This is a genomic window from Microbacterium sp. DT81.1 (assembly GCF_049844955.1).
GTDB lineage: Bacteria > Actinomycetota > Actinomycetes > Actinomycetales > Microbacteriaceae > Microbacterium.
Window position 1 is genome coordinate 578,526 of sequence record NZ_JBNCMA010000003.1, and the last position, 20,690, is coordinate 599,215.

21 protein-coding genes are annotated in these 20,690 nt (G+C 65.8%); 7 read left to right on the top strand and 14 right to left on the bottom strand.

The genetic code is table 11. The annotated features are described in order from the left end of the window. The first annotated feature begins 80 nt into the window (after positions 1–80). Genes ACLQ2Q_RS11325 through ACLQ2Q_RS11335 form a run of 3 tightly spaced genes read left to right on the top strand, consistent with a single transcriptional unit; the run spans position 81 to position 2,667 of the window. Positions 81–596, top strand: a complete 516-nt coding sequence (locus tag ACLQ2Q_RS11325) for a hypothetical protein (RefSeq protein ID WP_425820532.1) — start codon at positions 81–83, stop codon at positions 594–596. After that, on the top strand, positions 596–1,552 hold the full coding sequence (locus tag ACLQ2Q_RS11330) for a hypothetical protein (protein WP_425820533.1): 957 nt from the start codon (positions 596–598) through the stop codon (positions 1,550–1,552). The genes ACLQ2Q_RS11325 and ACLQ2Q_RS11330 overlap by 1 nt, the downstream gene beginning before the upstream one ends. Positions 1,553–1,554: 2 nt before the next feature. Continuing rightward, a complete protein-coding gene (locus tag ACLQ2Q_RS11335) occupies positions 1,555–2,667 on the top strand; it encodes an alpha/beta hydrolase family protein (RefSeq protein WP_425820591.1) in 1,113 nt (370 codons plus the stop codon). 324 nt (positions 2,668–2,991) lie between these two features. On the opposite strand, the gene ACLQ2Q_RS11340 is transcribed toward ACLQ2Q_RS11335, so the two are convergent. Continuing rightward, positions 2,992–3,300 (bottom strand): thioredoxin family protein, encoded by a 309-nt coding sequence (locus ACLQ2Q_RS11340; RefSeq protein ID WP_425820534.1) that lies wholly within the window; start codon positions 3,298–3,300, stop codon positions 2,992–2,994. Between the two features lie 123 nt (positions 3,301–3,423). Here ACLQ2Q_RS11340 and ACLQ2Q_RS11345 point away from each other — a divergent pair, with 123 nt between their 5' ends. Beyond that, positions 3,424–3,756, top strand: a complete 333-nt coding sequence (locus ACLQ2Q_RS11345) for a MerR family transcriptional regulator (RefSeq protein ID WP_425820535.1) — start codon at positions 3,424–3,426, stop codon at positions 3,754–3,756. A 970-nt stretch (positions 3,757–4,726) separates the two neighbouring features. Continuing rightward, positions 4,727–5,620, top strand: coding sequence for a DUF808 domain-containing protein (locus ACLQ2Q_RS11350; protein ID WP_425820592.1), 894 nt, complete (start codon positions 4,727–4,729; stop codon positions 5,618–5,620). A gap of 43 nt (positions 5,621–5,663) precedes the next feature. Here ACLQ2Q_RS11350 and ACLQ2Q_RS11355 read toward each other — a convergent pair whose 3' ends face one another. The 13 genes from ACLQ2Q_RS11355 to cmtR all read right to left on the bottom strand — a co-directional run bounded on the left by ACLQ2Q_RS11355 (position 5,664) and on the right by cmtR (position 15,529). Continuing rightward, entirely contained in the window at positions 5,664–8,039 is a 2,376-nt protein-coding gene (locus tag ACLQ2Q_RS11355; RefSeq protein ID WP_425820536.1) for a transglutaminaseTgpA domain-containing protein, read from the bottom strand. Positions 8,040–8,248: 209 nt separating this feature from the next. Further along, positions 8,249–8,755 (bottom strand): hypothetical protein, encoded by a 507-nt coding sequence (locus ACLQ2Q_RS11360; protein ID WP_425820537.1) that lies wholly within the window; start codon positions 8,753–8,755, stop codon positions 8,249–8,251. Between the two features lie 53 nt (positions 8,756–8,808). Beyond that, on the bottom strand, positions 8,809–9,204 hold the full coding sequence (locus tag ACLQ2Q_RS11365) for a DUF4307 domain-containing protein (protein ID WP_425820538.1): 396 nt from the start codon (positions 9,202–9,204) through the stop codon (positions 8,809–8,811). Further along, on the bottom strand, positions 9,201–9,554 hold the full coding sequence (locus ACLQ2Q_RS11370; RefSeq protein ID WP_425820539.1) for a DUF6804 family protein: 354 nt from the start codon (positions 9,552–9,554) through the stop codon (positions 9,201–9,203). The genes ACLQ2Q_RS11365 and ACLQ2Q_RS11370 overlap by 4 nt, the downstream gene beginning before the upstream one ends. Before the next feature lie 37 nt (positions 9,555–9,591). Continuing rightward, on the bottom strand, positions 9,592–10,365 hold the full coding sequence (locus ACLQ2Q_RS11375) for a cytochrome c biogenesis CcdA family protein (RefSeq protein ID WP_425820540.1): 774 nt from the start codon (positions 10,363–10,365) through the stop codon (positions 9,592–9,594). Beyond that, the gene (locus tag ACLQ2Q_RS11380) at positions 10,365–10,997 is read right to left on the bottom strand and encodes a TlpA family protein disulfide reductase (RefSeq protein ID WP_425820541.1); all 633 of its coding nucleotides are present in this window, start codon (positions 10,995–10,997) and stop codon (positions 10,365–10,367) included. The genes ACLQ2Q_RS11375 and ACLQ2Q_RS11380 overlap by 1 nt, the downstream gene beginning before the upstream one ends. Then, positions 10,994–11,527, bottom strand: coding sequence for a signal peptidase II (locus ACLQ2Q_RS11385; RefSeq protein ID WP_425820542.1), 534 nt, complete (start codon positions 11,525–11,527; stop codon positions 10,994–10,996). Before ACLQ2Q_RS11385 ends, ACLQ2Q_RS11380 begins: the two co-directional genes overlap by 4 nt. Further along, the gene (locus ACLQ2Q_RS11390; protein ID WP_425820543.1) at positions 11,520–12,185 is read right to left on the bottom strand and encodes a copper resistance CopC family protein; all 666 of its coding nucleotides are present in this window, start codon (positions 12,183–12,185) and stop codon (positions 11,520–11,522) included. Before ACLQ2Q_RS11390 ends, ACLQ2Q_RS11385 begins: the two co-directional genes overlap by 8 nt. Next, entirely contained in the window at positions 12,178–13,089 is a 912-nt protein-coding gene (locus ACLQ2Q_RS11395; protein WP_425820544.1) for a cation diffusion facilitator family transporter, read from the bottom strand. Before ACLQ2Q_RS11395 ends, ACLQ2Q_RS11390 begins: the two co-directional genes overlap by 8 nt. 99 nt (positions 13,090–13,188) lie before the next feature. Continuing rightward, on the bottom strand, positions 13,189–13,827 hold the full coding sequence (locus ACLQ2Q_RS11400) for a DsbA family protein (protein WP_425820545.1): 639 nt from the start codon (positions 13,825–13,827) through the stop codon (positions 13,189–13,191). A gap of 93 nt (positions 13,828–13,920) precedes the next feature. Further along, positions 13,921–14,289 carry a hypothetical protein gene (locus ACLQ2Q_RS11405; protein WP_425820546.1) on the bottom strand — a complete coding sequence of 123 codons (369 nt, stop codon included), beginning with the start codon at positions 14,287–14,289 and terminating at the stop codon, positions 13,921–13,923. Between the two features lie 248 nt (positions 14,290–14,537). Next, positions 14,538–15,179, bottom strand: a complete 642-nt coding sequence (locus ACLQ2Q_RS11410; RefSeq protein ID WP_425820547.1) for a cation diffusion facilitator family transporter — start codon at positions 15,177–15,179, stop codon at positions 14,538–14,540. Further along, a complete protein-coding gene (gene cmtR / locus ACLQ2Q_RS11415; RefSeq protein ID WP_425820548.1) occupies positions 15,176–15,529 on the bottom strand; it encodes a Cd(II)/Pb(II)-sensing metalloregulatory transcriptional regulator CmtR in 354 nt (117 codons plus the stop codon). The genes ACLQ2Q_RS11410 and cmtR overlap by 4 nt, the downstream gene beginning before the upstream one ends. Before the next feature lie 965 nt (positions 15,530–16,494). Between cmtR and mobF the strand changes: the two genes are divergently transcribed. Together mobF and ACLQ2Q_RS11425 are read left to right on the top strand one after the other, a co-directional pair. Beyond that, positions 16,495–19,989: a MobF family relaxase gene (mobF, locus tag ACLQ2Q_RS11420; protein ID WP_425820549.1), complete on the top strand. Its 3,495-nt coding sequence runs from the start codon at positions 16,495–16,497 to the stop codon at positions 19,987–19,989. 82 nt (positions 19,990–20,071) lie between these two features. After that, positions 20,072–20,452 carry a sulfate permease gene (locus ACLQ2Q_RS11425; RefSeq protein WP_425820550.1) on the top strand — a complete coding sequence of 127 codons (381 nt, stop codon included), beginning with the start codon at positions 20,072–20,074 and terminating at the stop codon, positions 20,450–20,452. Positions 20,453–20,690 lie beyond the last annotated feature (238 nt).

Consider the following 20,690-nt stretch of genomic DNA (forward strand, 5'->3'; position numbering starts at 1 on the left):
TGACCTCTACTGCGCATCGGCGTACAGTGGAAGTATTCGAGCGATCGCTGTGCCGAGGTCGTGATCGGAGGTCGAGCGTCATGAGCTACCGCGCATCTCGAGATCACGAAGAGTTGCGCGCCCGCGCGGAAGCACAGCTGGAGCGCCTCGAGCTTCCCTCCGACGTACAGCTGGAAGACATCGTTCGGCAGGTCGCGTCGGCCACCGGCAGGCGGATTGAAATCGACCCGGTCGGAGATCGGGACTGGGAGAACATCACCGGACTGGTTCTCCTCACCGCCGATTCAGCCACGATCCTGGTGCGGAAGTCCGATCCTCGCTGGTACCAGTTCCACACCGTCCTCCATGAGCTGTCGCACATCCTGTTCGAGCATGCGGGTTGTGCGACCCTGCCCGTCAAGCATCCAGGTTCCCGTCATGTGCGCGCCGGTCAGACCGTGCTTGCTCGCGGCGTCGTTACGCCTGACTTCGAGCTCGACCTGGACTTCGCCGACACGGAGCTGGTGATCGAAGCCGAGGCCGAGAAACTCTCGCAGCTGCTGTCGCGTCTGCTGCTCCGTCCGCGTCACGGTCACGACGAGGCGGTGTTCGGCTGATGTTGCTGCGTATTGAAGCGGTCGCGTTCTTTGCTCTGCTGGTCCTGACGCTGATCCGGCTGCCGTCGGCGATCCGGGAGCCGTCGAGCCGACTGACCTGGGTCGCCACTATCACCGGACTGGCAGCGGTCTTCATGGTCGGCGTCGCGGTTCCACTATCAATCGTCGACGGCTGGCTCGGCGGAACGAACGTGGCGAACCTGCTCCAGAACATCCTCGCGACCGCTGCCTTCTGGTTCGTGATGCAGGCCGCCCTCACGCTGGACGGCAGCCGGTTCAATCGGCGCAGCCTCTTGGAACTGCCGATCATGTTCCTCTCCTTCACGATCCCGTTCCTTTTGATCGCCGATCGAGGATCCACGACCGATAATTTCGTCAAGGAGACCGCGGATCACTTTGGCCTGTGGGCGTACGCCTCGATCTATATGGGATGCGTCGTGGTGATCATGGCCCGGATGCTCCGCGGCATCCGCGGTCGCAAACCGCGGCCATACATCCTCATCCGCGTCGGCGCCTGGGCGATCCTGTGCGCCAGCCTGATCGAGATCCTCTACCTCACGCTCCGCGTTGCCGGACTGGGGCGAACCCGGTCCGTCGAAACGGTCGGAAACCTCTTCACGATTCCGTTCTATGGCGGGGTGGTCCTGGTGTGTGCCGGGATCATCACGTTCGCGATCGCCCGCGCAGGCCGCCGGTCGATGAATGCCGCGCTGGGTCGCCTGCTCACGAGGGCGAACGTCGGCCGGGGAATGCTCGTGACTCCCATCCCGGACGAGGACCCCATTCACGAGACCTACCGGCTCGCGGTTCGTCTCACCGACATCGCCAACAGCCAGGAGCTGACGAAGCGTGAGCGAAACCTGTTGCGCGCTGCGACCGCGATGCTGGATCGACAGATGAGAGCGCCCGCCATAGTGCGGATGTCCAGCACCGCGGGGAGGGTGACCGCACCTTGAAAGTGATCGCGATAATCGTCGCATTCATGGCGGTCGTGCTGGCTACCGTTGCGACCCTAATCCGGCTTTTGGCTCGACGTGTCGTTGGGGTCGAGCCGAGACGCAAGACCATCATCGCGCGCCGTGTCGGCGAGGGTGTCGAGTTGCCAGAGAGTGTTCTGACGTCGGTGGCGGGTAGCTACGGACTGTGGTTCGGGGACCGCTTTGAGCACCACGCGCTTGTTGGGCCCGTGGTGCGCTCCGAAGGGGAACGAGTTGTGCGCCGCGTTCTCAAGGCGACGGCACCGCTTCCCGCCCAGCCATTTCCGGCTCAATGGACGGGTCACGTCATGAGCAGTCCGTCGGAAATCGACAGCAGGTGGGAAGACGTCACCGTCCCGCTTCGCGACGGCGCATCCGCCCCGGCCTGGCTGTTCCGCGGTGACAGTGCCGACAGGGCATGGGTTATTCACGTCCAAGGCATCCGGACGTCCCGGCTGGTTACTCTCCGTTCCGTTGAAGCGGCGCAACGCGCCGGACTCACATCCCTGGCCGTCACCTACCACGGCTCCGGAGATGGGCCCGCGACTGTCGCCTCCCACCTCGGTCAGCGAGAGTGGACCGATCTGGCCGACGCGATTGCCTATGCCCGAGCGAAAGGCGCCCCGGAAGTGTACGTTGTGGCGTGGTCGATGGGCGCCGGGATCGCGCTCGAGCTGTTGCGCCGCGAGCCGGGAGCCTTTGACCGGCTCGCGCTGGTCGCTCCGGCGACCAATTGGCGGCGCATCATCCGACAAGGCGTGAGGAACGCCGGTCTGCCGGGGTTCCTCGCGCCGATCGTGACGTGGGCGTTGGGGTCTCCGGCGGCCAGTCGGATGATCGGAATGCCTGCCCCGCTGGACTTCGACCGACTCGACTGGAGCGAAGCGCAGTCGCTCGACATCCCCACTCTCGTCCTGCACTCCGAGGGTGACATGGAGATCCCGTTCCAACTCACCAAAGACTTCGCTTTGGGGCATCCCAACGTCACCCTGGTGGAAACCGCCGCAGCACCCCATGGCTGGGAAGCGAACGTCGACCCTGAACGATTCCAGTCCGCGCTGACATCGTGGTTCGCCACCCAGAGCCTGACGTAGCCATTCGGGCGAAGAGTTCCGCAGAAGACAGCGGGCTTGTCAAACCGCTAACCGCTTTCATGCCGCCGGTCGAAGCGAGTTCGGTCAATACACCGGCTCAGCGCCCGATTCGTCCGTCTCTGTCCCGAGTTGCATCCGGAGAGGAGCTTGGCACCGTGAGATCCGTCCAAAGATCCGGGTGACGATAGCTATTGGGTGTCGTTGCGAGGGCGGAGCGCGATCCATAGACCGCAGCGTCGGCAGATGAATGCGGCTCCATCGCTGACCGCATGCACTTTTCGTCGCGGCAGGGTTCTTCCGCAACACCCGCACTGGACCCGCGCGTCACTGTCCACGGGAGACCAACGCATCGAACTGTTCAGTTGTGGGCGTGCCGGCCAGTCCAAGCGCGGTTTGGTACACCCGGCATGCCAGGTCAAATGTTCGCTGGGTCGATGGGAAAAGATCTTCGCCGTTGACAAGAATCGTCGGTGAGCCGGCGAATCTCACGTCGGTGGCAACACCTGCGGTCCCAAGGATTCGATAGGTGATCTTGGTGTCACCGAGTCCTGCAGCGGTCAGGGCGTCTTGAAGACGGTTACCTGCTTCCACCCAGCTCGGACAGTCGTCGATATGGAGCAGCTCGATCTTCACATTCCTCATCATCCTCCTCGGGGGGGATGATCCTGCCTGGGTGCGCGCCAACTTAAAAGCGGTTGGCAACGACGGGTTAGGATCGCTGGACCTTCACGCCACTAGAAGGTTTATGGTGGCGGGATGAGTGAGCTTCGGATTTCAGAGGTTGCGGATCGGACGGGGTTGCCGGCAAGCACGATCCGGTATTACGAGGCTGAGGGCTTGGTGGCGCCGGCCGAGCGAGGACCCAACGGGTATCGGCGGTACGGCGACGCGGATGTGCATCGGCTTCTGTTCATTGCGGGTGCGAAGCGACTGAATCTTGGGCTTAGGGAGGTGCGAGACCTTGTCGCTGCTCGTGAATCGGACCTGTGCGAGCATGTGCAGGCCGACATGCGGGAGGTCGTCGCTGCTCGGCTGCGGGATGCCCAGGATCCCCGACTGATTGAGCCGCTGCGCGGCGCTGATTCCTAACAGGCGACGGTTGCCGGATCTCCGAGCCTGAGTCAGCTCGATCGGCTCCGTTCCCTCCGGTCGCTGTTTGCAGACTCCACCCTCCGCTGCGCTCCGGGCTCCGCTTAGCTTTCGCGTCATCAGTCAAGGTGTGGTTCGGGCGTGGGCGATCTGCCCGGAGCGTAATGATGGCGTCCGAGCTGGTGGGTGTGATGAACTGCGTCCGTGTGGAGGATGGGCCGCTGGAGGTTCGGCAGGCTGATCAGGCGCCGCGGTGCGGCAGGCTTTCGTGTTCGCCGCGGGAGGCGGCCCCGCGCGGACGGGCGGCAAGCTAAGTTGCGCCGTCGAGCGACATCAGGTCAAGCACCGGCAAGTCCCCGCCGTTATCGCGGGCGCCGTGATCGGCCCCACGAAAAGCCCGAGGGCCGTCATGGCCGGAGGTAAGTCGACGGGAGCTGCGCATCGTCGAGGGTGGTCGCTCACTCGGCTCGCGAGTAGTGTTCGCGCTAGGAAGACCGGGGGCTAACGCGCAGGAAGGAAGGGTCACGATGCCGCGAATCACTCGACTCGAACCAGAGGGTGGGGACACTGAGTACTCGTTACCGCCAACGTTCCATCTGAAGTTCAGCAAAGAAGAGTTCCCAGAGTTTCTTGCCCAACCAACGGCTGTGATGAAGGGCCTCGGACACGAGGTCGCAAATCTCACAGTCTCCGTGAAAGATCACGTCTGGGATTCCCGTCAGCGCGAGTGGATAACGGGTGAGACGGACAAGCTCTTCACCGCTGCTGACGATGGCGTGACCCTGCCGACTGCCCAACATTGGGAATGGTGGTGCTACTACTCCGACGAGATGTGCGTGTGCGACAGAGTGATAGTCCTGTAAAGACGCGACACTGCCCTCGTCGAAGTTCGCCTGAGGCAAGCCTGCGGTAGCTTGGAAGTCGCTCGGCGCGCGTCCGCGCGTCGGGGGTCGGAAGACGGTGGGTGAACGTGTCGGTCGGTTTGCTCGCAGTCGTGGACGACATCCTCACCGCCGCCGTCAAAGCGAGCGCGAAGACCGCCGGCGTTGTGATCGATGACGCGGCCGTCACGCCTCAGTACGTGCAGGGGGTCACTCCCGCACGCGAGCTGCCGATCGTCGGGAAGATCGCGATCGGGAGTCTCGTCAACAAGTTCGTCATCATCATCCCCATCGCCTTGCTGCTCACCGCCTTCGCGCCCTGGGTGCTGCCGTGGCTGCTCATCATCGGCGGCTCATATCTGTGCTTCGAAGGCGCTGAGAAGGTCATGGAGTGGTTCGGCGCTCACCACGGTCCCGGTCAGGATGAACCGCGGGACGAGCGCAAACTCGTGTTCGGTGCGATCCGCACAGACCTCATCCTGAGCACGGAGATCATGCTGATTGCCTTGGCCAGTCTCGATGCGGACTTTGGAATCTGGATGACTGCCGGCGCTCTGGCCGTGATCGCTCTGGGTATGACGCTGCTCGTCTACGGTGCTGTCGCGCTCCTGGTCAAGATCGACGACATCGGACTCGGGATGGCGCAGAGCTCCGCGAGCGGGGTGCGCCGCACCGGGGAGCGGATCGTGGCATCGATGCCGACGGTGTTCCGCATCATCAGCATCATCGGCACGGTGGCGATGCTGTGGGTCGGCGGCCATCTTGTAATCGCGAACCTGGCAGAGACGTTGTGGGCGGGCCCATACGACCTGCTGAGCGCCGCGGAGCACGCGATCGAGTTCCTCGGGCCGGTCGTGGTGTGGATCGTCGACTCGGCTCTGTCTGCCTTGTTCGGCCTCATTCTCGGCCTGATCATCGCAGGGATCGTGTTCGCGGTGATGAGAGTCGTGAAGCGCAAAACCCCGGCGGGCACGACCCATTGACAAGCACGAGGCGGAGTCGACTCTCGTGATTCGCTGTACCGGCCTAGGTTGATGAGGGAGCCGGCACTGCGCCACCGGCGTAGACGGACCCGGGTCGGATGACAAGCGAGCGCGGCGCGGCGACTGCGACCATCCGGTGTCGACCGTTGGCCCCGGCGAGCATGGCGGCGCGTGCTGCCAGCACGGCGTCGGCCAGTTGCGGTCCGCGGCCGAACTGGCGTTGGCCGCCGCGGGCGTAGCTGGCTCGTTCTATGCTCTGCACCAGCTCTGCGACAGCGTCGTGGGGTGCGCGGTAGCCGCTGACGAGCCGGGCGCCGAGTGCGCGGGGCGTTTCGCTGGCCGGAACGGGGATGCCGAGGTCCAGCGCCGTGTCCTGCAGTTCGCGCCACGCGGCGCTGGCGTCGCCTGCGCGTGCGGCGGAGATCCGGGTGCGCCGTCGTGCCTCGCGAAGGAGGGCCGGGATGGCGAGCAGGAGGGCGATCGAGAGCCCGGCAGCAAGTCCGGGCAGGGGGTTCACGGCGGTGCCTTCGGACCCGGAGGAGCCGGTGAGTGGGGGTCCGCCCGGTTGTCCGGGGACGATCGACGGCGACGGCGCCGGGCTCGAGTCGTCGGTCGGGTTGGGGTCGACATCGGTGCCGTCGGGAGCGAGCGGCACGGATGCCGGCGCGAATGTGGTGGGAACTCCTCGGCCGGGGGTGGCCTCGAAGGGAACCCAGCCGATGCCCTCGAAGTACACCTCTGGCCATGCGTGCAGTTGAGAGCTCATCACCGAGTAGACCGTCTGGCCGTCGATCGATTCGCCCGTGGATGTTCCGGGCAGGTACCCGACGACCACACGCGAGGGCATGTCGAGGATGCGCGCCATCAGAGCGAAGGAGGCCGCGAAGTGTACGCAGTACCCGGACCGGACCTGCAGGAACTTCTCCATCGCCTGCAACCCTGAGCCGTCGAAGCCTTCCTCCACCGGGGCTTCCAGGGAGTACTCGAACTCGCCACCGCGGAACCAGCGCTGAAGCGCGACGAGCGCGTCGTAGTCCGTCGTGGTTCCGGCGGTCACCTCCCGGGCAAGGTCGCCGACGATCCCCGGGACACGATCCGGGACCGACGTGGTCTCATCGGGGGCGGCGCCGAGTCTCGCGTCGGCGGCGCGTATCTGCTCCAGCGTCGGTCGCGGCACGTGCGTCACCACGTCGTAGGTCTGCCGGTTCGACGAGAAGTCCTCACTCACCACGGTGCGGTTCTCGCGCATGGCGGACCATTCACCGTCCAGACCCGTGACCTCGACGGCGGGATAGGCCACGGGGAGCCATTGGCTGGTCAGATCGATGATTTCCACGGACGTGGTGTATTCGGTGACCCGCACGTTCTCGGCAACGATGACCTCGTCGAGATCATCGGAAAGCGGCGTGACGGCAGTGGCGTCCGGAATCCATCTGCGTCCGGTGAACTGCGAGACGGTCGCTACCCGCAGGTAGGGGGTGGTGAACGCGTCGGTGCGCAGGCGAAGTACCTCGGAGTCGCGGGGCTGGCGGAGGTCGCTGCCGAGTTCGAGCGACGCGTCGATGGAGTTACCTGGGGAGTCGAAGCCCAAGCCGGCGCCGGGCTGCGCCTCCGCCACGGGCAGCAGCGGTGTGGCCGAGACAGCGACGACGACGGCGATCGCGCCGATGCCGGATGCCACCGCGGACACCCCCGATGGGGTAGCAGTCGTTGCCAGCCGCCGGGATTCGCGGGTCCGTGTTTCGGCGCGCAGCAGGAACAGAACGCCTGCCGCGAGCAGGACGAAGGATGTGACATCCACGTCGCTCGGCACCGCCATCGCAGGGATCAGCGACACGGCGATCAGCCCCACTGCGGCCACGAGCGGCAACCTCGCGGACAGCACGACGTGATCGATGAGCATGGCGAGCAGACCGACAGCACTGATCAGGAGGAATGCCAGGGGCACGCCGGCATCCAACGGCGCGGCACCCAGAGCGAGTTCCTGGACAGCCGAGTCCAGCAAGAGAGGGACGCTCCGGAACGTGTCCGGGGTCGGGATCACGCCGAGCAGGGCTGTGCTGCGGCCGAACAGGATGGTGAGCAGAACCAGCCAGACCGCCGCCTCGACGAGAGTCACCGCAACCGCGGGTGCGGCGAAGCGCCGGGCTAGGTAACCGGCGGCCAGCACGAGCGCGACTACCGTGAGTGTCCCCAGCGCCCACCACCCCGGCGAGATGACACGGAGGAGTGGCAGAAGGGCGGCGAGCACGGTGACACCGACACCGACCGTGAGGCCGAGCTCGGCGCCCCGACGCACCCGCGGCGTCTGCGCGAGCGAAGACCCAGCCCTACCCCGGGCGAGGCGGGGCCAGGCACCGGCGAGCTTCTCGCGCGCAGACGTCGACGCCGACGGAGCCGCTGTCACGACCCGGTTCATGCGACCCCCCTCGCATCGGCGATCCGTCCAGCGCGGAGCGCCCACATTCCAGATCTCAACGGTATGCCGCGCCGGAGGTGGCGTCTTCTGGGAAGTCCCATATATTGGGTTGTTTCGCAGCCCCAGTCCAGTGCCGATGGCGATCGGAGTGGCAAAGCTCGCTGCAAGCAGAACGAAGAGCTGGGCATCATGCCTGTCAGCCTGCCGAATCAGTGGATGATGCTCTTGAGCGCGATCATCACCATTCCGAAACCGGCCGTGCTGACGGCACCGACGATTCGCATCGGCCAGCTCGCTCCGCGTCGAAGGAACGCGGCATAGCCGAGGACCCCAAGCACCACCACCCCAGTCCACAGGGCCGCCCAGATCGCCACCGGGTCGGGTACCGCCTTGGTCGCGCCGAGGAGGAGGATCGTGCATGGGATGAGAGCGGAGGCGAGTAGGCCCCAGGACTGCGCGAGGGCCTGACGGAACGACTCCCGGATTCCGAGAACGCGACCGTGATCGAGTCCGTGGTGGGCGACGGTTCCCGCGTACACGTGGGCAAGCCAAAACACCACCACGGTGACCAGGACCGTCCAGAAGACTGTCCACGACGTCGACTCGGCGGTTCCGGAGACGACGATCATTCCCGAAACCAGGATGACGCCGTACACCGCCTGCTCGGTAGCGAATGCGGTGCGGATCAGCTCAGTCTTAGGATCGGGCTGCGTCATGTGCGTGATTGTAGGGGCGCGCCTGCCGGATGTCCGTGCTCTGATGGGACGCACTAGGTCACCCAGCAGGAGTGCACGGTGCCGGTCGTTGCTCGGGCGACGGTGGGAATGGTTTCGACGAACGCGCGAGCGTTTTCCTCGAGCGAGGGGTATTCGAGGACGCGCCACCCGACGATGCCGAAGTCCTCGTCGAGCGCTTGGATGGCGCAGGCGAACGCGGCGCCGGCCGGTGGAGTGGCTTGGAACGACACTCTCACGGTGCGGTCGTCGATGATCTCGTGGCCGGTGTTGTCGAAGCTGACTTCGTTGAGTGAGTTGGAGATGGTCACCCAGGAGAGGGTGGCGACGGCTGCGGCGGCGAGCACGGCAACGGTGATCCAGAACGCGAGGCGACGGCCGCGGCGCGGGCCGCGGCCGTACCGCGCGTCGAGCTCTTCCTTCGTGGTCATCGCTGCTGCGGCGGCTCTCGCAAGGTCTTGATGGTCGCGCCCGCGGCGAGGAACATCGCCGCGGCCAGGATGTGTGCCCCGTCCCAATAGGTTCCCGCGAACGGGAAGGGGTACAGCGGGTTCCACACGACGGCGATCGCAAGCATGACCGGCACCCACCACCATTGCCGGGCCTGCACCGCGAACCATCCGATGATCAGCGCCAGGATGGCGATGACGAATCGGACCCCGAGGTAGTACTCGTGGCCGACCAGGGCGATCCCGACCAGGCAGGCTGTCGCGGCGATGATGCTCGGCGCGAACGCGTTCCGCTGGTACTGGGACGGGGGACGTGTCGACGCTTTTGCCATGTGCGGCTCCGCTCGTGCAGTAGTTGGGGGAGGGGGTTCAGAGGGGGAGTTGGACGCTGGCGGCGAGGGATCCGAGGTAGGACATCACCGTGGTCCACACTCCGGTGATCATCAGCACGCCGAGGACGATCAGCAGAATCCCACCGATCAGGTTGATGGTGCGGATGTGCCGGCGGACGAATGTCATCGCGTTGCTGGCCCAGCCGATGCCGAGAGCGATCAGCAGGAACGGTATGCCCAGGCCGAGTGAATACGCCAACCCCAGGGTCGCTGCGCGGGGAATGTCGCCGGTGTTCGCGGCGATGACCAGGATCGTGGCGAGGGTCGGGCCGATGCACGGCGCCCACCCGATGCCCATCGCGGCGCCGAGGAGCGGGGCACCCGCCAGGCCGAGGTTGGTGCGGATGGTGGGCCGGAGGGTGCGCTGGAATTGCGCGAACGCGCCGATGAAGACCAGGCCCATCACGATCACGAAGGCTCCGGCGATGCGGATCAGGATGTCGCGGTACTGCATCAGGTACAGGCCCGCGGCCCCGGTGATCACGAACGCGACGAGGAAGACCGCGGTGAACCCGCCGATGAACAGCAGCACCCCCACGATCAGCCGGAACCGTATCGCCACAACCGTGCCCGCGCCCTCGTCCCGGCCGGCACCGACCGGGTTGGTGGCGGCCATGCCGGAGACGAAGCCGAGGTATCCCGGGACCAGGGGAAGCACGCACGGAGACAGGAAGGACAACAGTCCGGCGAGCACGGCGATGGGAATCGCCGCGAGAAGGGCTCCGTCGTAGACGATCGCGCCGGGCTCCACTACTGCCCCTCCTGAATCAGGTCTTTGACGATGGTGCGCAGCGTGGAGGGGGAATCGATAGGGCCGGAGATGCGGGCTGCGACGCGGCCCTGCTGGTCGAGCACGAGAGTGGTGGGTGTGGCCTGCACCGGGGCGACCTGCGCGAACGCGAGTTTCGCGGCACCGTTTTCGACATCGATGACGCTTGGGTAGGTGATCCCGTACGTTTCCGCGAACGAGGAGGCGGTGGCGGGCTGATCGTACGTGTTGATCCCCAGGAAGTCTGCCCCTGCGCCGGCGAACTCCTCGTAGACCGCCTGCAGATGCGGTGCTTCGACACGGCAGGGACCGCACGCCGCGTACCAGAAGTTCACCACCAGAACCTGCTCACGGTACTGGTCACTGGTGACCGTGGTTCCGTTCTCGGTGACGCCCTCGAATTCGACGGCGTCGCCCCGCTCACCCGCCGGGATCTCCACGATCCGGCCGTCCCCGGAGATGTACCCCTTGTTGGTGCCATCCCGGTACTGCCCGGCGAGGTCATCAGCGGCGCATCCGGTCCCGGCGAGCAGTAGGACCGCGGTGGTCGCCAGGGCGGTCGCGTGTCGTCGGAACGCAAGCGCACGTCGGGGCCGGAATGCACCGGTGGTCACGGTCGCCCCTCACAGGCGACGTCCAACCGCTCAGGGGTGTCTTCTCGGTCCGGTTCACCGTCCCGGGGTGATCGGCTCAGGATGACGATCATCGCGATCATCGCGAATCCCGCCACGAGGAGGATGTCGGCGACGTTGCCCACGAACAGATCGCCGTAGGCGAGGAAGTCCGTGACGTGGCCTTGACCGAAGGCGGGCGGGTTCATTAGCCGGTCGATCAGGTTCCCGATGGTTCCGCCGAGGATCAACCCCAGCGCGATGCCCCACCAGATGCCCCGCAGCCGTGTCGCGTACCAGATGGCCACCCCAACAGCGAGGACACCCAGCACTGTCAGGATCCAGGTGCTGCCGGCGGCGAGGGAGAACGCCGCCCCCGGGTTGTACACCAGTGTGAGGGCCAGCAAATCGCCGAGAAGGGGAATCCGCTCCGTGGGGTGCAGCCACGCGGTCGCCATCGCCTTCGTTGCCTGATCCAGGATCAAGCCCGCCCCGGCGACAGCAAGAGCAATCCCCAGCGCGCCCCTAGGCATCGTCGGCCGCTCGCTTCTCGCGGGCCGCGTCGCGGGCATCCTGGTCGCGCCGTTTCTGCCGCAGGCCCAGAACGGCCACGACAGCAACCCCCAGCACCACCACGATGCCGGTGAGCAGCGCAATCGGGAAGACCTCGCCACCGCCACTGGGTTGGCCGCCGTACCCGCTCGGTGACTCGCTAGCCGAGGACGCTGACGGCGTGTTCGACGGCGTAGGTGTCGTCGTTTCCGACGGGGAGGGCGTCGGGGCCACGGCCGGTGCGGCAGCTTCAGCGATGAAGAAATGGAAGTCCGAGGCGATCGGGTGCCCATCGCTGGACACCACCCGCCAGGTGACGGTGTAGTCCCCGGCCGGGAGCCCGGTCCTGACCGGCTGGGTGACGGTGGCGCCCTCGATCGCGGCGTCGCCCTCGTTCACGACGGTGCCGGCCCCGTCTGTCACCTCGATCAGGACGGCGCTCGCTCCTCCATCCAGGAGGTCACCGCTGAACGTCAGCGACACCGACGCGGGCGCTTCCGTCACCGTCTCCCCGCCCGTGGGAGTGGAGGACACCAGATCGTCATGTGCGGCAGCGGGAGTAGCCATGCCGGTCACCACGGCGACAGCGAAGGTGAGTGCGGCGGCGGTGCCGAGCATGCCGCGGATCGGTCTAGCCATGGGGCAGGTGGTCCTCTTGGTAGCTTGCGGGTTCGATCTGGAAAGTGGAGTGCTCGACACTGATCGGGAAGTGCTCCGACACACATGCCTGAAGTTGGCGAAGCAGATCGCCGCCATTGCCGGCGCCGAGCCAGTCGTCCTCGGCCACCACGTGCGCCGTGAGGACCGGAAGGTCGGTAGAGATATGGGACGCATGCAGGTCGTGTACCGCGACGACGTGAGGCAGCTCGAGAATGTGCCGCCGTACCTCCGCGAGGTCCAAGCCCTTCGGGGTGGTCTCCAAAAGCACACTTCCGCTCGCTCGAAGCAGCACGAGCGTGCGGGGGATGATCAGCAGAGAGATTAGAATCCCGGCGACCGCGTCGGCCCGATACCAGCCCAGCGTGGCGATCAGGATGGCGCTGATGATCACCGCGATCGAGCCGAGCGCGTCGTTGAGGACCTCCAGGAACGCGGCCCGCATGTTCAGGTTCTCCGACCGCCCACTACTGAGGACAAGCAACGAGATGATGTTCGCGACCAGACCGATGATTCCGAACAGCAGCAGGCTGCCGGAGGCGATCTCCGGTGGCTCGAACAATCGACGGACGCCCTCCACGAGCGCGAAGATCCCGACGGCGAGGAGCAGCGTCGCCTGCGCCAGGGCGCCGAGGACCTCCGCACGTCTCAGCCCCCACGTGTGCCGGTCTGAGGGGGGTCGATCCATCAGATGTGCTGCTGTCAGAGCGAAGGAGAGCCCGATCACATCGGTGAGCATGTGCACCGCATCCACTAGCAGCGCCAGGCTGCCGGTGATGATCGCGCCGATGACCTCGATGACGAAGACGGACAGGGTGATGCTGAACGCGATCAGCAACCTGGAGCGCGGCGTCTTGGCTCCGGCGTGACTGTGTCCTTCACCCATGACCGGCGTCCTTCCTCACATGCGGGGCGGTGCTCACCGCGGACCCGCTCGCGCGGGCGAGCAGCTCGAGCCCCGCGGGGATGTTGTCGATTGCGGCGTTCACTGCGCGAGTTCCGCGTCGATGGCGCCGGTGACATCCGCCCAGTTCCGCAGGTCAACCGGCTTATCGTTGATGAAGAACGTCGGCGTACGGGACACACCGAGCGCCTGCCCTTCGGCGAGGTCCGCCTTCACACGAGCAGTCGTCTCAGGATCGGCAACGTCACGGTCGTACGCGGCCATGTCCAACCCGATCTGCTCCGCGAAGGAGCGGAACAGCTCCGCGCGGGATTCGCCCGCTTCACCCCACTCCGACTGCGACTGGAACAGCGCGTGGTACATCTCCTCGAACTTGCCTTGGCGTGCTGCCGCCTCAGCGGCGACCGCTGCGTTCGTGGAGTTGTAATGGCCCGGCAAAGGGAAGTACCGGACCACATACGTGATCTCCCCGGCGTACTGCTCCCGCAGGTCCTCCACATACGGATACACGGCCCCGCACGCTTCGCATTCGAAGTCAAGGAACTCCACCACGGTCACAGCGCCGTCTCCGCCGTCATCCAGCACGTGCGAATCCTCACGAACGGTTTGCGGCGGACCCGCGGGTTCCTCGGCAGGAGCGGCGCGATCGATGAAAACCATGACGGCAGCGAACACAATAATCGCCAGGACAACGGCCGCCGACAACAGCAGCGGGATCATGTACTTCTTCACAACACTCCTCAAGAAACGACAACCGGTACACACTGAAAAACCCACTGAGGGGCGCGTCGGAGCCCGCGAAGGGCTCGCGAATCAGGTGCGGCTGATCGATAACTGCAACAGAGAAGGACGCAGGGAGAAGAAGGGTGGCGGCGGCGCTTGCGCCGGAGAGCCGCGGGGCGCAACAAGCAGAGGCAGCCCCCGGCCGACCCGCTGCCATATGAAACGGGCCGCCGCGAGGAGAACGCAACACACGACGATGAACACGCACACCGTCGTCAGCGTCATCGCAGCCGCATCTGACGAGGAAACGCCAGCCACCGCAGCATCGGCCGCCGGCACCCCCGTGGCCGCTTCCACAACTACTGTTCCCGCGTCCGCCACGACCAGGTCAATATCGTGATGCGCGCTCGCCGCGGCCCCCAGCGTCAAGAGCAACAGGAGGGCGGTAATGATTCTCATTGTCAGCCGAACCCGATGCTCGTGCGCGCGAAGACGGGGGAGCGTCGCAGGGTGCATCACGAGAGAGCTTACCGACACTGAATCTGCGCAACGCGCGACTCCCAGTGACCGCGTGATCGCGGTGGCTGGATGTACGACGAACCGATCTATGTTTGTTCCGTGACGGGTTCCCGGAGAACGCCACAGGTCGCGGCGGACGCCGCTCGACAGCCGACGCGGATCAACATTCGATTAGCCCTCTCTCGCGGCTACTCTTCCTTCATTTCGCTGAGGACTTCGAAGGGTGATTCGACCTCGCCGGTCCAGGCTTCGATGCCTTCACGAACGGCGAGGGCCGCAACGACGAGGGCGGCGACTGAGTCTGCCCACCACCAGCCGAACAGGCTGTTGAGGACCAGGCCGATGAAAACGGCGCCAGAGAGATAGACGCACAGCAGCAACTGTCGAGCGTCAGCGAGGACGCTCTTTGATCTGAGCTCGCGTCCGGTGCGGATCTCATACCACGCCAGCAGGGGCATCACCAGCAGGCTGAGCGCTGTGATCCCAATCCCGAGCGGGCTGTGCTCGGGTCCCTCCTGAGAAACGAGACTGAGGATCGCGTCAATGCTGACGTAAGCGGCGAGAGCAAAGAACGCCAGGCCGATCGCCCGGACCGTGGCCTTCTCCCACCGCTCCGGGTCAGTTCGGGTGAACTGCCACGCAATGGCCACCGCGGAAAGGACCTCGACCACAGAGTCCAGGCCGAATCCGATCAGGGCTGCCGAGGATGCCAGCACACCGGCGGTGATCGCGATGATCGCCTCGAGCACGTTATACGAGATCGTGAACGCCACGATGAACCGCACACGTCGGTGCAGCCGCTCCCGACGACCAGGCGTCAGCGTGGTCATGCGGTGACCTCACAGCAACCAGCAACAGTGCAGGACGGGTCCAGGCACGGGGCGTCCGCGTCGACGGCCAGGGCGACGTCGACGAGTGCGGTGAGGGCGGCCGTCAGGTGCGGGTCAGAGATCTCGTACCGGGTCTGCCGGCCCTCCGGCTCGGCAACGACAATGCCGCAGTCACGCAAGCAGGTGAGGTGGTTGGAGACGTTCGAGCGGGTCAGCTCGAGGTCCCGGGCGAGCACCGCCGGGTAGGAGGGCCCCTCCAACAGCATCATCAGAATGCGCGATCGAGTCGGGTCCGCCATCGCCCGGCCAAGACGGTTCATCACGTCAAGACGGGTTGTAATAGTCAGCACACACTGACTATACAGCCGAGACTGTGCAGATGAAACTACATTCCACCTGCTCTCACGTCATCGCATGCTGGGAAGGGCTGCGTCATCGCATGCTGGGAAGGCCGCGTCACGAGATGACGGGGAGCTCTCACTAGCGTACGAGCCCAGCGATTGTAGTTACGGCCGCGAACTTTCAGCCGATGCGCCTCCCGAACCCGGAAGCCCGGCCAACACAGCGAATGGGTGTACGGCCAGCGGAGTCGCCATGGCACGGCCGTGGGGTGACCCGTTCGTCAATCAGGCGACGGATGTGGCGTCCCGCTGGCATTAGATGATCCTTGACTACAGCATCCCTGCGGCAGGAGCGGACGTGGAGGCGAGTCGTTGTGCAGCCTCAAGTCGTCGGCGGCGGCTACGGCTACGTCCAGACCCGCGGCGTCGAGTCATCCAGCTACGGCCCGGCGACACGTGTACACGCCACCTGGCGAGTGGCACTGGCATGAGGCCACGGCCAATAACTTCATGTGCCGCCTCGCGCTGTGGGAAGCACATGCCGACGGCAGCGATTAACCCCAGACCGAATGGGGCGACAAGCTCACCGAGGACGAATATCCCCGCCTTTCGGTAGGCCCAGCGTCTACGGCGCCGCCACGCCCCCGATCGCGGTTATGAGTGTCAGCGGAGGCCGATGCGTGGTGAGGACCAGCGCGCGCGTCCGGACCGCGTGAGCACCCTTGCATCTCGGTCGCGTCCAGTTGAACGACTCTGAGCGCCTCTGAACGTCGAGGTGAAAGCTGTCGCCGGCAGAGCGCTCCGCCCCGACCGGGCCACCCAGGACGGGCCCCTACCGCCGTCGTTATCCCCGCCAAGCCAGTCAGCTTCCACACGTCTTGCAGATCGAGGTTCGCGCTCGGTGACGCGGGCGCGATATCGCACCTCTCCGACAGGAGGAGGGGTGGTGCCGGGTGTCGGTGTCGATGAGGGTGATGAGCGCGGGGGATGGCTACAAGTACCTTCTCCGCACTGTGGCCGCGGCCGATGGCGATCGGCCTCTCTCTACCCCACTGACGCGCTACTACGCCGAAGCCGGGACACCACCCGGACGGTGGCTCGGAAGCGGGCTGCCGGCTATTGCCGGTGGCCGGATCGAGGCGGGGTCGCGGGTGTCCGAAGCCCAACTCGAGTTGCTCTTGGGGATGGGTCGAGACCCGGGTACAGGAGCGCCGCTCGGGCGGGCATATCCGGAGTACGCGGCATCCGCGGCAGGTCCAGGTCACCCAATCGATCCGCCGGGCGAACCCGCCGTACCGACGCTCACGGTCCGCCGCCGCGCTGTGGCCGGGTACGACTTCACCTTCTCGCTCCCGAAATCGGCATCCGTGGTCTGGGCGATCGCCGATGCCGATACACAGGCGAGGATCGCCGCAGCGCATCACAAGGCGATCGACGACGTGTTGGCCTTCATGGAGCGGGAACTCGCCGCGACGCGCGCAGGCGAAGCGGGGCGAGATGGCGCTGTCGCACAGGTGGAAGTCACAGGACTCATCGCCGTCGCCTTCGACCACTTCGACTCGCGCGCGGGCGACCCGCAGTTGCACACGCACGTCGTTGTGAGCAACAAGGTGCTCACGGTGTTCGACGGCAAGTGGCGCTCGCTCGACGGGCGACCAATGCACGCGGCAACCGTGGCGCTCTCCGAGTTGCACAACGCCGTGTTCGCCGACCACCTGACGCGTGCGCTCGGCGTCGGGTGGGAGCGGCGCGAGCGTCAAGCCGATCGCAACCCCGTCTGGGCGATCGCAACCGTTCCCGAGGATCTCGTAGCCGAGTTCTCGTCGCGCTCGCGTCACATCGACATTGAGAAGGACCGGCTCATCGACGAGTACCGTGCCACGCACGGTCGCGCACCGTCGAAGGTGACGGTCATCCGGTTGCGTCAGCAGGCGACGCTGTCGACTCGCCCCGACAAGCACCTCCGATCGCTCGCGGATCTCACGCACGAGTGGCGCATTCGCGCCACTCGACTGCTCGGACGCGACTCGACAACCTGGGCGCGAGACGTGATTCGAGAGTCAGATGCTCCGATGCTGTTGCGCGCCGAGGACGTGTCGCACGGCATCCTGAATCAACTCGCCGCCCGCGTGGTCGAGGCAGCAAGCGAGCGCCGGTCGACGTGGGGCCACTGGAACCTGTACACCGAAGCTGCGCGGCAGACGATGGGATGGCGCTTCATCGCAACCGAGGACCGCGAGGCGATCGTCGGCATGATCACGGATGCCGCGGAGCAACGCTCCATTCGGCTCACATCGCCCGAACTTGCGCTCTCGCCCACCGAGTTCCGACGTGCGGATGGCACGAGCGTCTTCCGTCCGAGGAACTCCGAGCGATACTCATCGATCACTCTCCTAGACGCGGAGGAGCGACTGCTCGCGGCCTCGCACGCGACGCACGGTCCCATCGTCGGCGCTGCAAACCTTGAGCACGCCGAGCGAGTGCGCCGGAATCACGGGATCGTCCTCGGCGAGGATCAGCGCAATGCCCTGCATTCGATCGCAACCTCATCCCGCAAGCTCGATGTCTTGATCGGCCCGGCTGGTGCCGGCAAGACGACGGCGATGCATGCCCTTCGGCTCGCGTGGGAGCACGAGCACGGGCGCGGCTCGGTCATCGGGCTCGCGCCTTCCGCTGCCGCCGCTCGCGAACTTGCCGACGACCTCGGTATCGCCACCGAGAACACGGCCAAGTGGTTGCACGACAATCGCCAAGGGCACGCGTCGATGCACGCCGGCCAGCTCGTCATCATCGACGAAGCATCCCTCGCCGGAACGCTAACGCTTGACCGCATCTGTACTGAAGCCATGCACGCACGCGCGAAGGTGCTCCTGGTGGGGGACTGGGCGCAATTGCAGTCGGTCGATGCAGGCGGCGCGTTCCGAATGCTGGTCGAAGCACGTCCCAATGCTCCCGAGCTCGCAGACGTCCATCGCTTCCGGCACGCGTGGGAGAAGGACGCGTCCCTCGACCTCCGCAATGGGCGACTGGGAGCCCTGGATGCATACCGCGCGCACGACAGGATCGTTGGCGGCGATGCCGATGCAATGTCCGATGCGGCCTACAGCGCGTGGCTAAAAGACATGGCCTCCGGCCTATCGTCGGTGCTCGTCGCCGACCCGGGGGAAGCGGTCGGTGCACTCAATCGACGTGCGCGCGCTGAGCTGATCCTTTCCGGGGTCGTGGATGCCAGCGCCGAAGCGTCGCTGCGCGATGACGCGGCAGCATCCGTCGGCGACGTCGTCATCACCCGTAAGAACGACCGCCGACTGCGATCGGGAAGCATTTGGGTGCGCAACGGTTCCCGATGGAGGGTGGTGGCGGTTCGTCGCGATGGCTCGATGCGCGTGCGAGCCATTGACCGCGTCGGGGCTCGACCGCTCTGGCTGCCGGCCGAGTATGTGGCTGAGAATGTCGACCTCGGTTACGTGGTCACCGCCTACCGCGCGCAGGGAATCACGACGGATACGGCGCACGCAGTCATCGAGCCTGGAACGACGCGTGAGAACCTGTACGTCGCGATGACGCGGGGGAGAGCATCGAACACTGCCTACGTGGTCACATCTCGTCCCGACGACAATCACTCCGCGCGTCACCCCGGTAGTCGTTCGGATGTGCCGGCCCGCGACGTCCTCTTGGGCGTGCTTGGCCATGTGGGAGCCGAACTTTCGGCACACGAGACGCTCGTCGCCGAGCAGGAGAGTTGGGGATCGATCGCGCAACTCGCGGCCGAGTACGCGACGATCGCGTCGTCCGCACAACGGCCACGGTGGACGAACCTCATCCACGAGTGTGGACTTCCAGCCGCATTGGCCGAGTCCGCGATTGCTTCGGACGCGTTCGGTGCCCTGACTGCTGGCCTTCGACGAGCCGAAGCGCTCGGGCACGACGTCGACGCATTGCTCCCGCGTCTCGCTTCTGCGCGCGGATTCGAAGATGCTCAGGATGCCGCAGCCGTGCTCCACGAACGTCTCGAGCGAGTTCTGGCTCAGAGGTCGACCGGCAGTTCGCGGGGGAGCGGACGCCGGTTGATCGCCGGTCTCATCCCTACGGCGATGGGGGGGATGGATGCCGACATGCGGCGTGCCCTCGACGAACGGGCACACCTCATCGAGGCGCGTGCGACGGTGCTGGTCGAGGCCGCGCTGACGTCACGGGAGAATTGGATTGCGTCGCTCGGGCGCATCCCCGTTGATCCGGCACGAGCGGGTGCCTGGCGTCACCAGGCCAGAATCGTCGCGGCCTACCGTGACCGTTACGGCGTTTTCGAGGATGACGCGCTCGGTGGTCCCGCGACCTCGCCGAACCAGCGAATGGATGCCGCGGCCGCAGGCGTGGCGCGTGATCGCGCGATCTGGCTATCGCAGGCTGCCACTCCTGCACAGCCCCAGGGGGCGCCACGTCGCTCGCGGCCCGTCCACAGCCTTTAGTCAAGGGTTCTATCCGCGCACCGAGATGCGGGCGTACCCTGAGCGCAGCACCAGCCCCACGCCTGAAGGAGAGGCCTGGACCATGTTCCAACTGCTCATCGCATTCGTGAGTCGCATCTACGCGTTCTTCCAGCAGAGCATGCCGACGAACATCCTGATCCGGGCGACTCACACTCGCCGCGGACTCAAGTGGGGCGTGCCGGCGATGCTACTTGCCGTCGTCTACATCGTGATCGCCGCCGGACTCGCGCAGTGGATAGCCGGCGGCGCGCCGGGTTGGATCAACTTGCTCGTGCTGCTGTGCCTGTGGAACGCGCTCAAGTTCGTGGTCAATGGACCAATCACGGTCGTTCGGTTGCGAAGGCTACGCGCGCACGAACGGCGCTACCGCGACGAGATGCTCACGGCGCGACCGCCGGAGACACCCGTGAACTATCGCGCCGCGGCGGTAGAGCCGCGTTGACTGACTCGGTGCCCCGTTTCGGTGGCGATCATCGGGCATTCCTGCGGGCGGGTCATCTGAGCACTACGGCTGAACGTCGGCCCAGTGGTGGCGATTGGGGTGGTGCACCCCGAGTCGCCCGCTGAACCACCCCCATCTGACACACCCTCTGGGCGTAAGTCACCCCTTGTGGCAGCGGCATCTTGGTGTAGACGGTCCCTGACGAGTGGATGTTGACGGGGATGCCGGTGCGGCCGCG

Bases quoted from the DNA above. Each gene is read 5' to 3' on its own strand.
- ACLQ2Q_RS11400 (WP_425820545.1), bottom strand. From the start codon at position 13,827: ATGATCCCGCTGCTGTTGTCGGCGGCCGTTGTCCTGGCGATTATTGTG.
- ACLQ2Q_RS11345 (WP_425820535.1), top strand. From the start codon at position 3,424: ATGAGTGAGCTTCGGATTTCAGAGGTTGCGGATCGGACGGGGTTGCCG.
- ACLQ2Q_RS11405 (WP_425820546.1), bottom strand. From the start codon at position 14,289: ATGAGAATCATTACCGCCCTCCTGTTGCTCTTGACGCTGGGGGCCGCG.
- ACLQ2Q_RS11360 (WP_425820537.1), bottom strand. From the start codon at position 8,755: ATGACGCAGCCCGATCCTAAGACTGAGCTGATCCGCACCGCATTCGCT.
- ACLQ2Q_RS11410 (WP_425820547.1), bottom strand. From the start codon at position 15,179: ATGACCACGCTGACGCCTGGTCGTCGGGAGCGGCTGCACCGACGTGTG.
- ACLQ2Q_RS11355 (WP_425820536.1), bottom strand. From the start codon at position 8,039: ATGAACCGGGTCGTGACAGCGGCTCCGTCGGCGTCGACGTCTGCGCGC.
- ACLQ2Q_RS11330 (WP_425820533.1), top strand. From the start codon at position 596: ATGTTGCTGCGTATTGAAGCGGTCGCGTTCTTTGCTCTGCTGGTCCTG.
- ACLQ2Q_RS11325 (WP_425820532.1), top strand. From the start codon at position 81: ATGAGCTACCGCGCATCTCGAGATCACGAAGAGTTGCGCGCCCGCGCG.
- ACLQ2Q_RS11390 (WP_425820543.1), bottom strand. From the start codon at position 12,185: ATGGCTAGACCGATCCGCGGCATGCTCGGCACCGCCGCCGCACTCACC.
- ACLQ2Q_RS11385 (WP_425820542.1), bottom strand. From the start codon at position 11,527: ATGCCTAGGGGCGCGCTGGGGATTGCTCTTGCTGTCGCCGGGGCGGGC.
- mobF (WP_425820549.1), top strand. From the start codon at position 16,495: ATGAGCGCGGGGGATGGCTACAAGTACCTTCTCCGCACTGTGGCCGCG.
- ACLQ2Q_RS11425 (WP_425820550.1), top strand. From the start codon at position 20,072: ATGTTCCAACTGCTCATCGCATTCGTGAGTCGCATCTACGCGTTCTTC.
- ACLQ2Q_RS11365 (WP_425820538.1), bottom strand. From the start codon at position 9,204: ATGACCACGAAGGAAGAGCTCGACGCGCGGTACGGCCGCGGCCCGCGC.
- ACLQ2Q_RS11395 (WP_425820544.1), bottom strand. From the start codon at position 13,089: ATGGGTGAAGGACACAGTCACGCCGGAGCCAAGACGCCGCGCTCCAGG.
- ACLQ2Q_RS11370 (WP_425820539.1), bottom strand. From the start codon at position 9,554: ATGGCAAAAGCGTCGACACGTCCCCCGTCCCAGTACCAGCGGAACGCG.